Annotated in this window: 9 protein-coding genes and 1 pseudogene; 9 read left to right on the forward strand and 1 reads right to left on the reverse strand. The window is 45.8% G+C overall.

Features of this window, described 5'->3' with window-relative positions:
* From Q0277_RS08640 to murG, 9 genes and pseudogenes are all read left to right on the forward strand, one after another.
* Window positions 1-575: pseudogene (locus Q0277_RS08640) on the forward strand (pilus (MSHA type) biogenesis protein MshL); the annotation flags it as partial.
* Window positions 568-1,398 carry an ATP-binding protein gene (locus tag Q0277_RS08645; protein ID WP_005870282.1) on the forward strand — a complete coding sequence of 277 codons (831 nt, stop codon included), beginning with the start codon at window positions 568-570 and terminating at the stop codon, window positions 1,396-1,398. The pseudogene Q0277_RS08640 and the gene Q0277_RS08645, both read left to right, overlap by 8 nt.
* Complete coding sequence (locus Q0277_RS08650) at window positions 1,391-2,398, forward strand: hypothetical protein (protein WP_297997288.1); 1,008 nt, start codon at window positions 1,391-1,393, stop codon at window positions 2,396-2,398. Before Q0277_RS08645 ends, Q0277_RS08650 begins: the two co-directional genes overlap by 8 nt.
* A complete protein-coding gene (locus Q0277_RS08655) occupies window positions 2,395-2,934 on the forward strand; it encodes a hypothetical protein (RefSeq protein ID WP_177389145.1) in 540 nt (179 codons plus the stop codon). Before Q0277_RS08650 ends, Q0277_RS08655 begins: the two co-directional genes overlap by 4 nt.
* A gap of 5 nt (window positions 2,935-2,939) precedes the next feature.
* Window positions 2,940-4,688, forward strand: coding sequence for a GspE/PulE family protein (locus Q0277_RS08660; RefSeq protein WP_297997290.1), 1,749 nt, complete (start codon window positions 2,940-2,942; stop codon window positions 4,686-4,688).
* Complete coding sequence (locus tag Q0277_RS08665; protein WP_005870289.1) at window positions 4,685-5,929, forward strand: type II secretion system F family protein; 1,245 nt, start codon at window positions 4,685-4,687, stop codon at window positions 5,927-5,929. The genes Q0277_RS08660 and Q0277_RS08665 overlap by 4 nt, the downstream gene beginning before the upstream one ends.
* A 159-nt stretch (window positions 5,930-6,088) precedes the next feature.
* Complete coding sequence (locus tag Q0277_RS08670; RefSeq protein WP_297997296.1) at window positions 6,089-8,320, forward strand: DNA translocase FtsK; 2,232 nt, start codon at window positions 6,089-6,091, stop codon at window positions 8,318-8,320.
* 1,623 nt (window positions 8,321-9,943) lie between these two features.
* Window positions 9,944-11,104 (forward strand): FtsW/RodA/SpoVE family cell cycle protein, encoded by a 1,161-nt coding sequence (locus tag Q0277_RS08675; protein ID WP_297997291.1) that lies wholly within the window; start codon window positions 9,944-9,946, stop codon window positions 11,102-11,104.
* Window positions 11,105-11,242: 138 nt separating this feature from the next.
* The gene (gene murG / locus Q0277_RS08680; protein WP_297997293.1) at window positions 11,243-12,256 is read left to right on the forward strand and encodes an undecaprenyldiphospho-muramoylpentapeptide beta-N-acetylglucosaminyltransferase; all 1,014 of its coding nucleotides are present in this window, start codon (window positions 11,243-11,245) and stop codon (window positions 12,254-12,256) included.
* A gap of 228 nt (window positions 12,257-12,484) precedes the next feature.
* Here the strand turns inward: murG and Q0277_RS08685 are convergent, their stop codons facing one another.
* Window positions 12,485-13,396, reverse strand: a complete 912-nt coding sequence (locus Q0277_RS08685; RefSeq protein WP_297997294.1) for a hypothetical protein — start codon at window positions 13,394-13,396, stop codon at window positions 12,485-12,487.
* Between the last annotated feature and the right edge of the window lie 87 nt (window positions 13,397-13,483).

The raw sequence follows: 13,483 nt of genomic DNA on the forward strand, positions 1-13,483 counted from the left end.
CCAAGATTATTTCAAGCCCTAAGGTAACTACGATGAATAATCAGCCTGCTATTATCTCTGTAGGTGATACCATTAACTACGTATTAAAATCTACTACTACAGGTGATTATCAAGGCGGAGATACTCAGTCAGATGATCAGTATTCGATCTTTGTAGGTATTCTTTTGAATATCTTGCCTGAAATTTCAGATGATAATAGGATTATGCTACGAATTAATCCGTCTTTAAGTTCTCTTAAATATGCAGAAGATAATGTAAGGAAAGAGAATGGCAGAAGAGATATCGCACCTGATACCTTGCAAAAGAAACTCTCGAGTGTAGTTTGGGTAGATGATGGCGATACTGTAATTTTAGGCGGTTTAATCGGCGCAACTAAGTCCAAGAATAACACTAGGGTGCCTGTGCTAGCTGAAATTCCATTAATTGGAAATCTTTTCAAAAGCACTGCCGATGTTTTGAGCACGTCGGAGTTAATCTTCGTAGTAACTCCACATATCATCGACAATACCGGCGCGCCGCTTGCTACCTCTCTTAAAGAGCTAGGCTACTCAAAATCCATCTACGAAAATGAGTAATAACTATACGGCGATCAAGGAGATTTTTATCGAGGATAACGAAGTCTCGGACTTCGTTAATCTCGATAAATCGACCCTTGCTTATCATAAAATTTTAAATGCTTTGCAAAAGCCGTTAAAACTTATACTTTTTTACGGCAAACCGGGTTGTGGCAAGACATTTTTGCTTAATAAAATCAAGGTCGATCTTGAGAAAAAGGTAAGAGTCGTATTTGTGCCGCAGCCGTTTTTTGATGAGAAAGAATTTTTCTTAGAGCTTTATTCGCAGATTTTTCATTCAACTCCTAGTGAGCCGATTGATAATTACGAGAATTTTATGCGAGTTTACAGAGAGAGATTTGGAATTTCTACGAATGTGGGAGCAGTAGAGCAGGTCGTTATTTTGCTTGATGAGGCTCAGCTGTATCCTGGGAATTTAATAGAAAAAATTCGCCTTATGGCAGATACCAGATTATTTAAATTTTTATTTACAGTGCATAAGACTGACGAGGAAGATCGCCTCGCGAAGGATTATTTTAAAACTAGAATTTGGGAGAGCATTGAGCTTCCTAATTCAAATTTAGGCGAAGTCAAGCTGTATATTGAAAAGAAGCTTGTGCTTCATGGCTTTCAACAATACTATTTTATGTTTAGCGACGATAATTTCGATTTGATTTTAAATTTAACGGACGGCAATATGAGAAATATCAACAAGCTTATGTATAAGATGTACGAGCTTTTTGAGTATTACGAAGTAAATAAACCTACGGAAATTAGTTTTTCGCAGATTAATAATAAAATCATAGAGATGGCAGCGATAGGCTCGGGGATAATAAATGCTTGAATTTTACGAAGTAAACGAACTTGAAAAAAAATGGGAAGAGTATAACAAAAACAGAAAGCAGTTTTCTTTCCTGAAATCTAAGCCGAATTTCGTATTGAGATTCGACAAGACGATTTTGGGGCTTTTGATATTGATCTCGGTTGCGATCGGAGCGATATTTTGGCTGCTTAAAGATAGTGATAGCGTCAGTATGGCAAGTATCAATCAAAATATTGAGGACAAGGGCGGTGCTACAAATTCTGCTAGTGATGCCGAGCAGCAGGCGGCAGATCTTGCAGTGCAAAATAATATCTCCAAAGAAGATTATAATATCAGCGCGCCGAAAGTTGCCCGCGCCTCTAAGCACGAAAAGGAACGTCCAAGCTTAAATTTAAACGACGTGGGTGTACTATCCAGCGAGGATTCCGGTGGGTTTAAGATAACTAATAATTACGAAAATGGCGGAAACTATGGCGGGCAGGCTCAGGCTCAGAATTTCGGCGGTCAAAATTTTGGCAATCAGAATTTTGGCAATCAAAATGCTCCTACATTTAATGTACCCAATACCAATAACGCAGCTTTTGCAAATCAGCCACCTAAAAATGAGGTTATCGATTTTGGACGCGCTCCATTGCCGCCTAAATCAAATTTCTCTGGAGGTTCTACAAATACCGCAAGTAGCGCTCCGCTAAGTTCTAGAATTGAGATAAAAACTTCAAATTTAAGCGAAGATAAGCAGAGCTTGGAGAGTAAATTTTACGCGACGAATAAGATTGAGTATTCGCTATCGCTAGCCGAAGAAGCGTATAATAAGAAAGACTACGATAATGCGATCAAATGGGCTCTTACGTCAAATGAGCTTGATAAGGACAACGTTGCCAGCTGGATAATTTTTGCTAAAGCCAATTATAAAAAGGGTCGTAAAGAAGACGCGCTTTACGCTCTTGAGACCTTTAACGCAAAGGCGAAAAATAACGAAATTTCTAACCTCATTTCAAAGATAAGAAGCGATAAACTATGAAAATTTTATATATTTTAGCTTTTGCGATCGCGTCGTTATTTGCAGTTAGCGCCGATGACGTGCGCAACTGGGATCAGATCGGTCAGTATAACCGTATCTGCCAAGAAAGCGTGCGAAATTTATTCATCGAGGAGCAGAGCGAGGCACTTGCAAATATGTATGCCAAAGCGTGCCTTAAGATGGATAAAGTAAATGAGCTCGTCGTGCCTACGGTGATGCTTTATAAGACGAAAGAGGCTCGCGAGAATGCTTCTCTTTATTCGACCATAATTTTTCAAAAAAAGATGCTTTATTTGGCGCTTTGCGACGGCGTAGACATAAGCTATATAAGAACGCCCAAGATCAATTATATTTTGTCTGAAATTTTTGATAAATTTACGGAGAGAGCATACGTAAAAAAGAGTGATACGTATGTCTTTACCCTAGAAAACGGCGAGCGCGCCGAGCTTTTTATCAAAGAAGAGGAAGAGGTAAAAAAGATGGTAATTGCAATTTATGCTGGCGATAAGCTTAGCTCGATTAAAATTTATTGGTGATCACGATGACAAAGATTGAAGAGCAGATCGTTGCGATTTTAATACGAAACAATATCCTTACTAGCACCGTTGTTCCGGAAATTAAAGATAAGATGGATATCGGCTTGACGCTAGGCGAGGTTTTAGTCGGAGATAACTATCTAAGCCAGGATGATTTTTGCTCGATTTTAGTTGAGTTATACAAGCGTCGTCAGATAGAATTTGACGATATAAGCGAAAAATTTTCGATGGATCCGAAGGAATTTTTGCAAATTCTAGCCAAGAAAATGAACCTGTCGTATATGAATTTAGACGATATCGATATAGACTTCAGGCTATCGGAACGCACTCCTACCGCACAGCTTAAAAGATACGGCGTGATACCGGTTAAAGCGGATGATCTGAATATTTACGTTGCTTTTTCTGATCCGTTTAATCTTGAGTCGCAAGATAAAGCGCAGGCTATGTTTAGTAAACAGCTGCTTAAAATCGTAGTAGCCGATCCAAATCAGGTAAATAAATATCTATCTAAGCTTGAGCTTTCAGAGAGTATTGAGGGGCTCGTAGAGGAGATCCGCAAAGAGCTTGCTAACACCGGCGGTAGCGGAAGCAGCGATGATACCTCGGCGATTTTGAAGCTCATTGAGATGATAATTAGCCAGTCTATTAAGATGCGCGGTAGCGATATTCACATCGAGCCGACCGAGAATAACTGCGTCGTGCGTACCAGAATCGACGGAATGCTCGCTGAAATTTTTATCTTTGATAAAGATATCTATCCACCGCTAGTAAGCCGCTTGAAGCTACTTTCGAATATGGATATCGCCGAGCGCCGTAAGCCGCAGGACGGTAGGTTTAGTATGAAAATTTCAGGTCGCGAATACGACTTTCGTATTTCGACACTGCCTATTATCAATGGCGAATCTACCGTTATGCGTATCCTCGATAAATCCAAGGTTATCATCAGCCTGGAAAAGCTTGGCATGCACCCTGATAGCTTTAAGAAATTTAATAACGCTATGAAGGCTCCATACGGTATTATCTTGGTTACCGGACCTACTGGAAGCGGTAAGTCTACGACGCTATACGCAGCGCTAAACGATATTAAAAATATCGACACTAAAGTTATTACCGTAGAAGATCCAGTCGAGTATCAAGTAAATTTAATCCAACAAGTCCAAGTTAACGAAAAAGCGGGTCTTACCTTTGCTTCAGCATTGCGCTCGATCTTAAGACAAGACCCTGACATCATAATGATCGGTGAGATCCGAGACCAAGAGACCCTTAGGATCGCGATCCAGGCTGCTCTTACGGGACACTTGGTTTTCTCAACCCTACACACCAACGACGCCGTTAGTGCGATCCCGCGAATAGTGGATATGGGTATAGAGGCTTACCTCATAAGTGGTGCGCTCATTGCAGTAGAGGCACAGCGTCTCGTGCGAAAGCTTTGCCCGCACTGCAAGCAGCCTACAAATCTGCCTAAATCGATGCTTGATCAGCTGAAGGAATTCTTGCCTGAAAAATACACATTTTTTAAGGCCGTAGGTTGCGATCAATGCGGTCAGACGGGCTATATGGGGCGTGAGATGATTAGTGAAATTTTACCTATTACCGATAAAATGCAGAGCTTGATCGCTAACGGTGGCTCAAAGGACGATATGAGGGCCTTGGCGAAGGAGGAGGGTTTTATAGATATGTTTGAAGATGGTGTTATACGTGCTGCGCGCGGAGTAACTAGTATAGAAGAAATTTATAGGGTGGCTAAACAATGAAAAAGCAATTAGAAGTTGAATACAACGCCAAGGGCGCAAGAAGGAAGATGTTTTTGCAAGCTAGCGATAAGGTGCAAGCAAACAACCTTATGAAGCAGCGCGTAGGCGGGACGATCGTAAAAAGAGGTGAAACCCAAGTCGTAGCCAATACGGGCGGCGATTTTAAGGCGCAGGTTTCGCGCATGCTAGGTGGTAGCGGAAGAGTTAGAACACTGCCGTTAGTAGCGTCGATCCGTCAGCTTTCGGTTATGACAAATGCCGGAATTTCAATCCACGACTCGATCAAAGAGGTCGCAAGGGCGGCAGAGGATAAGACGCTAAAAGAGATTTTCAGTGCTATGAACGACGATCTTAACGCAGGTCTTAGCTTGACCGAATCTACGGAGAAATTTAGAGGTCAGCTCGGTGATGTCGTTGTTGCGATGGTAAGTCTGGGCGAAGCAACCGGTAATATGGCAGAATCTCTAGCTAAGCTTGCTGCTATGCTTCAAGAGCTTTGGGAGAACCAACGTAAATTTAAAAAGGCGATGCGCTATCCGATGATCCTTATGATTGTTATGGCGATTGCGTTTTCGGTTTTGATGATGTATGTAGTGCCGAAATTCCGCGAGATTTTTGAAGATTTGGGCGCGGATTTGCCGTTACCTACTAGAATTCTACTTGGCATCGAAAGCACGCTTAATAATTATGGAATTTTTGTTTTAGCGGGCATCATAGGCACTATCATAGCTCTTAGATGGGCATATCGCAATAATCCTGAGTTTAAAAAGGGCTTTGACAAGACGATTTTAAAGGTCTATCTATTCGGCAAGATCATATTTTTCTCGACTATGTCGCGATTTATGCTTATTTTTACAGAGCTCGTGCGAGCGGGTATTCCTATCGCTGATGCACTAGATACATCTGTTTTAATGGTGGATAATCATACTTTAAAAGAGAAACTCTCTACCGTTAAAATTGCCGTGCAGCAAGGCGTGAGCCTAACAGAGGCATTTAACAATACAGGGCTTTACGAAAGTATGCTTATTCAGATGATCAGTGCTGGCGAGCAGGCCGGTAACCTCGATAAGATGCTCGGTAACGTCACGGATTATTATAAAGAGAAATTTGATGATATCATCGATAATATCTCAAGCTACGTCGAGCCGATCATGCTATTTTTTATGGCGGGCATGGTTCTTCTTTTGGCTCTTGGTATCTTTATGCCTATGTGGGATCTGGGCAAAGCCGTCAAAAACTAACTCCTTTAATTCCGCGTCCGCAAGGGCGCGGAATTTTATCAAAGCATTAAAATTTCATCCTTCAAATAAAATTTTAACCTTCGTTTGGCTAAAATACCGCTTTAAATTTAAGGATCTATCATAATCAAAGAAGTATATTTTATCGTCATATCGGCTATCATAATATTTTTTGGGCTTGCTACTATTGCGCCCGATTCCGCGCTTGTAGGCAGCGCCGGCAATGCCATCCGCTCATTTAATACCCAGCTATTCGGCTATTTTGCATACATCTATCCGCTATTTTTGCTCGCCTTAGCATACGTAGCCTATAAGCATTTTCGCGGTTTTGACTTTAGATTTTTTGAGTTTAGCATTGGCGCGATTTTGCTGTTTTTTACTATTTTGATGGTGCAGTCGAGTCTCTTTGGCGCTAGCGGCGGAGCAGTCGGTAGCTTCGCGGTGGACGGGCTTAGGCGAATGATCGGAAGCGTCGGCGTGTGGATTTTTAATATTACGATTTTTGTGCTTTCGCTAGTGCTCATATTTGAAGACCGTTTTACCGACATTATCAAAAACTGCTTTATTGGCTCAAGAGATGAAAGCTTGCAGGATGAAATTGGGGATGATTTTGCTAGCGATGCGGATGCGGCGCAAAGAGGCGGGCTCGCAAGGTATTCGTCTGTGCAAGGCTTGAGAAGTGCGGAAAATTTTAACGCTTTGAGCGCAGAGGACGATTCGGCGAAACAGGGTAATTTTGCGGAGCAGGGCGCAAGCGAACGCGGTTTTGAAAGCGGGCAAAATTTTCAAAATTTAAACGATGCTCGCGAGCCCGAGTCTGAGCAGAATTTCAGTGATGCACATGGTCTGCAAGCTTCCGCTGAACGCGAGCTTAAAATGCCGCAAAAGGGAAAGCCGAGCAGACTAAAAAGGGTCGAGCGCCTAAGCGAAGTCGCCGAAAATAAAAGGCTTTTGGATCAGCTCGATAAGGGCAGGGTGGCTAAGCCCAAGGATTTTAAGCTGCCGCCGCTTGATTTTTTAAACCTGCCGCCAAAAAAGAAAAGCAATATCGACGAGAGCGAGATCGATCGTAAAATTTACGATCTGCTCGATAAGCTGCGTAAATTTAAGATCGACGGCGACGTGGTGCGGACCTACTCGGGCCCGGTCGTTACGACCTTTGAGTTTCGCCCCGCCGCGCATATCAAGGTGAGTAAAATTCTAACGCTGCAAGACGATCTCGCGATGGCTCTTAGGGCGCAGACCATCCGCATCCAGGCGCCGGTTCCGGGCAAAGACGTCGTAGGCATCGAGATCCCAAATCAAAATATCGATACGATCTATCTGCGCGAAATTTTAGAAAGCGACGTGTTCAAAAACGCCTCCAGCCCGCTTACGATCGTGCTTGGCAAAGACATCGTGGGGCAGCCATTCGTTACCGATCTTAAGAAGCTGCCGCACCTTCTCATCGCAGGCACCACCGGAAGCGGCAAGAGCGTGGGCATCAACGCCATGCTTTTAAGCCTTTTGTATCGCAACTCGCCCAAGAGCCTGCGCCTAATAATGATCGATCCGAAGATGCTCGAGTTTAGCATCTATAACGACATCCCGCACCTGCTAACGCCCGTCATCACGCAGCCTAAGCAGGCGATTATCGCGCTAAGTAATCTCGTTGCGGAGATGGAGCAGCGCTACTCGCTCATGGCGCAAAACAGGACGAAAAATATCGACAACTACAATGAAAAGATGCTGCGCGAGGGGGGCGAAATTTTGCCTTACATCGTCGTTATCATCGACGAGCTCGCGGATCTGATGATGACGAGCGGCAAGGATGTGGAGCACTACATCGCGCGTCTGGCGCAGATGGCGCGCGCCAGCGGTATCCATCTCATCGTAGCGACGCAGCGCCCTAGCGTGGACGTCGTCACGGGGCTGATAAAGGCGAATCTACCTAGCCGCATCAGCTTCCGAGTGGGCTCGAAGGTCGATAGCAAGGTGATTTTGGATCAGATGGGCGCAGACAGCCTGCTCGGGCGTGGCGATATGCTCTTTACGCCGCCTACCGCGCCGGGGCTCATCCGCCTGCACGCGCCGTTTACGACCGAGAATGAGATCAATAAGATCGCGGAATTTTTAAAGGCGCAAGAAAGCGTCGTTTATGACGAGCGATTTTTGATCGAGAACGAGGGCGCCAAGCAAGAAGGCGGTATAATCAATCCGCAAAATATTGTGCTTGACGAGCTTTACGATGAGGCGAAAGCGATAGTTTTGGAGGAGGAGAAGACCTCGATTAGCTACCTACAGCGCCGCTTGCGTATCGGGTACAACCGCGCCGCGACGATCATCGAACAGCTCGAACAGATGGGCGTTTTGAGCGAGATCAACGCCAAAGGTCAGCGCGACATAATCAAATAAGCTTTAAAATTTCGATAAAATTTAAGCGGCGAAATTTTGAAATTTATTGGATTTACGGGTACCAGAATTTTTAAAATTTAATCGATCTGCGTCGGTGAAATTTTAAAATTTATCGGATTTGAAGCGGTGGAATTTTAAAATTTTTTTGATCTGCATGGCGGATTTTAAATTTTAAAATTTGCGCGTTCCGCAGCTCGCACTTGTGCCTCTGTGGCTATGACAAGGCGGACGGTTTATACGGATGCGAGGATGTGATCGAAGTTTTGCGGTATGGCAGGCACTTCAAGTAGTGCTCGGTGGATGTGAACTGAACAGCGTGTTTTGCAGCTTGCATTTGCGGCGTGCGAGTTGTCTGAATTTTATAAGGCGCAAGCGGAGCTAAAAAGGCACAGGATTTAAAATTCTAAAATTTGAGCGAAAGAGCTTTGAGATTTAAATTTTAAACGCTAGGCGATATTTAAATTTCATCTGCGACGCAGAATTGAGAGCTTGCCGCGCTGCCGATACGTAAACGATAGACGCTCTACGACGGATAAATTTCGTTCAAGGCGCCACGGCAATCCGCGACGTAAATTTGAAATTTTATCCGAAACTGCTGCAAACGGGGACGCCAGGCGGCGCAAATTTTGAATTTTAAAATTTGCCGCAACGGACCTGAATTTTAAATCTCGCTGCGTCGATATGAAACATCTTGCGACTGCGCAAGCGGAAGAAGTTGCTGCGGACTTGGCTTGCCGCGTGAGTACATTGGCGGAAAGATTTCATACTTTGAAGGTCGATGCGCAGAGTACTGAGGTTGTCGTTCACAGCGGCTGATTTCCAGTGCGAGTACCCGTGTCACACGCCAAAAGCCGATAGATCGTGAACGGCGGACAAAGCCGTTTGGCCGCGCTGTGTTTTGTGTGGGTTATAATTCGCAGTGCGGCTGCATGCGGCATGTCTTGCGAGCGAGTGCTTACAATGATCTGCGGCGTAAAATTTTAGAATGAAATTTATCGCTGTACGCATAAATTTAATAAAATTTGCGCCGTAGCAGCGAATGAATTTAAAACAAAATTTCGCATCGTCTGCGGTACAAACGCACTTTGCAGCGAAGTCGTATTTTGCAGTGCGGCCGTATTGTAAGATGCGGCTCGTTTTACGTTGTCTGCGCACTAAAAATCGATCGACATGTGAGCGCGTTTGCAATGATGTTGCGGCGTAAAATTTTGCAGCTACCGCGCGCTACTCGTGTGCGATTTTGCATAGTCGAGGTTTGCGACCTTGTTATCGCGTGCCGAAAGTCGCCGCGATATGTTAGAATAGAGCGTACGCAATGCACGCTTGCGGGATAAAGAGAGATCGTGCTTTGCTGTGCGCTATCTCGCAGCGTGCGCCGCAAAGTCGCCTATGCGCGAGAATAAAATTTACGCCACACGCCAAAGACGCATGATAGCACTGCGTTCCAAAAGACAATGTGTGATCGTGCCACGCCTCAAGGATACACGATCGTGCTACGTGCCAAAAGACGATGCGCGATCGGCGCCGTGCGGTATGGGCGCGATGCGAGGTTTGAGCCTCTCGCGGCAGACGAAGCGTGCACGGCGCACGTAAATGCGAATAAATTTTAAAATGGAGAGATGATTGAGAACCGATAAATGGCTATATTACTTCACCTGCGCGCTCATTACGATCGGCATGATATTTTCGCTGTCGCTGAGCTCCTATACGGTGCTTCTGCTGGGCGCTACACCACTGCATTTTTTTTATCGTCAGTGCGCGGTAGGGATCGCCTGCATCGCGGTGATGTGGATCGTCTCTCGCGCCGATCCCGATAAATGCCTAACGCCGGTGTGCATGTCGCTTTTTGCGATCATGGGGATTTTGATGCTTGCGATGGGCTTTTTACCTAAATCTTTGGTCGCCGACGTAAACGGCGCGGCGCGCTGGATCAGGCTGCCGTTTTTTAACCTCGCGCCGGTAGAATTTTTCAAGGTGGGCTTCATCTACTTTTTGGCGTGGAGTTTCTCGCGCAAGCTTGATCACTCCAAAAAAAGCATCGGGCGCGAGATCGCGACGCTACTTCCTTACGTAGCGCTTTTCGGCTTTGTGGTGATCCTGGTCGCCATCGTGCAAAACGATCTGGGGCAGGTCGCGGTGCTGGGGCTTACGATGATTTTTATGTCGCTTTTTGCGGGCACGAGCTTTAAGCTCATCGGCTTTAGCTTTATGGGGATTTTGGGGCTTGCTTACGTCTTTATCGTCACGAGCGCGCATAGGGTCGATCGCGTGCGCTCGTGGTGGGGCGGCGTGCAGGACTTCGTGCTGTCGTTTATGTCGCCCGAAACAGCCGCCGGGCTGCGTATAGAGGACGCTAGCGCGCCGTATCAGGTCGGACACTCGCTAAATGCGATAAACAACGGCGAGTTTTTTGGGCAGGGACTTGGGCTGGGAAGCTTTAAGCTCGGCTATCTGAGCGAGGTGCATACCGACTTCGTGCTTGCAGGTATCGCCGAAGAATGGGGATTTATCGGGATTTTTCTCATCGTGGCGCTATTTTATGCGATGCTATTTCGCATCTTTCAGACCGCGAGCAAGTCGCCGAGTAACGTAAATTTCCTCTTTTGCCTCGGTATCGGCTTTATGTTTTTCTTTTCGTTCATTATCAACTCCTACGGCATTACGTCGATCTCGCCGGTTAAGGGTATCGCCGTGCCGTTTCTAAGCTACGGCGGCAGCCATCTGCTTGCGGCGTCGTTTGCGGTGGGGCTCGTTTTGATGGCGTCGAAAAGGGCGAAATTTTAAAGCTTCTGCGGGCTTTGTAACGAGCGTTGTTTAAATTTAGGCGTAAAATTTAGAGCAGAATTTGCGCTTAAAATTCTACTCCAAAGCGCGCCGAGGCTCAAATTTAAGCGCGAAATTTTATAAATTTAAAGGAAAAGTATGGTCATAGCAATCAGCGGCGGCGGCACCGGCGGGCATCTGATAATCGCTAAAAATTTAGCCGCTCGCCTTGCAAAGCAGGGCATCAGAGCGATCTTCATCGGCTCAAACCGTGGGCAGGATCGCGCGTGGTTTGAAAAAAGCGAGCTTTTTGCGCGCACCTATTTTCTGCAAAGCTCGGGCGTCGTCGATAAAAAGGGCTTTGCCAAGCTAGCCTCGCTGCTAAATATCCTGCGCCTCTCGCTTGCGGCGCGTAAAATTTTAAAGCAAAACGGCGTCCGCGCGCTCATCAGCGTGGGCGGATACAGCTCGGCGCCCGCATCCATCGCGGCGATCCTTTCTCGCGTGCCGTTTTTTATCCACGAGCAAAACGCCGTTTGTGGGAGGCTCAACCGCCTGCTGAGGTCCTTTGCGCGCGCGTTTTACAGCTCCTATGAAAAGCCCGCGTTTGCTTATCCGATCGCAGATATTTTTTTCGAGACGGCGCGGCCGCGCACGGCGCTTAAGAGGGTCATCTTTTTGGGCGGCTCGCAGGGAGCGAGTTTTATCAACTCGCTTGCCGTGGAGCTTGCGCCCAAGCTTTTGAGCCTCGGCTACGGCGTGATCCATCAGTGCGGCGAGCGCGAGTTTGAGCGTATCTCGCAGACTTACGCACAGCAGGGTCTGGACGTACAGCTCGTGAGCTTTTGCAAAAATATGCACGAGCTCATCGCAAGCGCCGATCTTTGCGTCGGACGCAGCGGCGCTAGCACGCTGTGGGAGCTCTGCGCAAATGGCCTGCCGGCGATATTTGTGCCGTTTCCGTTCGCGGCGGCGGATCATCAGTTTTATAACGCGAAATTTCTTAAAGAGCGCGGACTTTGCGAAATCGTGCGTCAGCAGGACGCAAGCGGCGAGCGGATCTTGAGCTTGATTGAGAGTTTCGACGTGGAGCGCGCAAGCAAAGGACTGCTTGAGCTAGCTGATAAAAGCGGCGCGCAAGCGATAATCGACGATGTGATGAGTAAAATTTAAAAGCGCGCCGGACAGTATGAGCTTGCGTAAATTTAAGGCGATCTCTGCGCGAGGCTTTAAATTTATTAAACCGATTAAATTTGACTTTCTGCATTTGTGTAAATTTAACGCGGCGCTTCGGTTTGAGTAAAATTTGAAATCTGTATGCTTGCAGACGAAAAACGCTTTTTGATTTGCGCAAATTTAAACCCGCAAGCGCAATGCGCAAAAGTGCATTGCGCCGCAAAATTATCTGCGCCTAAAGCTGATTATCGCATCGTCGTTTTCTTGTTGATATTTTTCAAACAGAGCCTGATATCTTTGCGATTTTGCCGGATCATTTGAATAAATTCTCACTAGAAAATAGCACGCCTCCGCAAATCGTAACTCACACGATCGCTCAAAGTATCGCGTACCCGTTTCTTTGTCGTCATCATCAAAATACGCGACGTAACCGAACATAAAGCAGCCTTCGCCGTTACCGAGCTTGCATGCTTTTTTGTATAATTTTCTGCCCTCTTGTGAATATCTATCTTCGTAGTCTGCGAGTCTCGTGCAGCTTTCTCCGCCGTTAAGCTCATAACAGCCTTTTTTAAGCAGATCTTTGGCGCCATCTTGCGAAATTTCGCCATTTAATAGCAGCAGGCTCGAAAGCACGGCGCAGGCATCGCCATCCCCGCTGTCGCAATCTTCGCGAAATCTTACGGGATTTTTCATTTTTAAAGTGCCGTCTTTGGTGCGAATAGAAATTTCTTTAGGATTTTTGTCTGCGGCTTCGTTTGCTTGATTGATAGGAATTTGGGTTTCGTTCAAAATTTCTGTGCGGAAAGGCGCTTTTATCGCTATAAAAACCGCGACTATACATACGACGACGAGAAGGAGTATTTTCGGCATAGAGCGATTATTGCGTGGAGTGCGGAGATCTGCGTCTTTGAACGATTGCCCACCCCTTAAAGTGGCGGCGGAGGGCTTGGTGCTCGGTTTTTGGCTTAAATTTGCGGCCGAACCTGCGTCTGATTTTTCGGCCAAATTTGTGGCAGCGTCCGTATCCATATCTGTATTGGCATCCGTCTCGCAGACATTTTCGTTTGAGCTTTTTAAATTTTTGCTCCGCTTTTCTCTCAGCTCATTTATGCGTTGTATGATTTCTTCGTTATTCAAATGAAATCCTTTTTTTGCTCGATAAATTTTGTTTTAGTCAAACGCCCGTTTTTATCATAAAAATCGCATCGGAATCGAGAGGAATTA

This window comes from uncultured Campylobacter sp. (genome assembly GCF_938030815.1).
GTDB lineage: Bacteria > Campylobacterota > Campylobacteria > Campylobacterales > Campylobacteraceae > Campylobacter_B.

Excerpts from the sequence above, each read along its gene's own strand:
- Q0277_RS08645 (WP_005870282.1), top strand. The coding sequence starts at position 568 with ATGAGTAATAACTATACGGCGATCAAGGAGATTTTTATCGAGGATAAC.
- Q0277_RS08650 (WP_297997288.1), top strand. The coding sequence starts at position 1,391 with ATGCTTGAATTTTACGAAGTAAACGAACTTGAAAAAAAATGGGAAGAG.
- Q0277_RS08655 (WP_177389145.1), top strand. The coding sequence starts at position 2,395 with ATGAAAATTTTATATATTTTAGCTTTTGCGATCGCGTCGTTATTTGCA.
- Q0277_RS08660 (WP_297997290.1), top strand. The coding sequence starts at position 2,940 with ATGACAAAGATTGAAGAGCAGATCGTTGCGATTTTAATACGAAACAAT.
- Q0277_RS08665 (WP_005870289.1), top strand. The coding sequence starts at position 4,685 with ATGAAAAAGCAATTAGAAGTTGAATACAACGCCAAGGGCGCAAGAAGG.
- murG (WP_297997293.1), top strand. The coding sequence starts at position 11,243 with ATGGTCATAGCAATCAGCGGCGGCGGCACCGGCGGGCATCTGATAATC.